This is a genomic window from Burkholderia sp. APQ4-4ca (genome assembly GCF_057837105.1).
This window is the reverse complement of sequence record NZ_JBYQCG010000041.1, coordinates 1-599: the sequence shown is the minus strand read 5'-3', so window position 1 is coordinate 599 and position 599 is coordinate 1. Positions and strand designations below refer to the sequence as shown.

The following is a 599-nucleotide window of genomic DNA, read 5'->3' as shown; positions in this document are numbered from 1 at the left end:
AATCGCACGTGCGATGCGATCCGATTCCTCGGCAGAGAGGCGCTCCGATTCGACGATACTGCGTGGGGTCGTCGGACACGGGAGTTTCGGACCTACGAGTAATGTCTCGACGGTTCATGCTGAAAATCAACGGCGATCCGTAAGGCGATGTTGATTTCCATCCCTTGACCGATCAGTCGACGTAGTTCGAGCACATCGAATTGATCGAGAGAATTCTTGATGTCGTCGTAGACGGCTTCCAATCTCGTCGAATCGATATGTTGCCTGTTCGATTTCGTCGCCGTTGTACGGCCGCTGGTGGGTTGCTTCAATGGCATCGCGAAACACCTCTCTACTGGAACGTCGAGACACCCATTCAGGATTCGACCTATGAGCGGCGAAGCAATCGTGTCAGGCCAGCGTTGCGTACACCTCGACCGGTTTTCAAACTCAGCCCGGTCCGATTGGCTGTAACAATCCGCCACGTTGAATGGATCGGGTGTGGTGCCGGAGCCGCTTCGGCGGCGGCCGTTGGGCTCGGCCGTAGTCGTGCTATGCAATTCGATAGCACCTACTCCTAAGAGACGGTTTCATAAAGACTGCTCGGCGCGTCGGAGCGT

1 protein-coding gene is annotated in these 599 nt (G+C 55.8%); it reads right to left on the bottom strand.

The window, feature by feature from the left end; genetic code table 11:
* Window positions 1–92 precede the first annotated feature (92 nt).
* Window positions 93–317, bottom strand: a complete 225-nt coding sequence (locus AC3IFE_RS01575; protein WP_489189390.1) for a hypothetical protein — start codon at window positions 315–317, stop codon at window positions 93–95.
* Window positions 318–599: the final 282 nt, after the last annotated feature.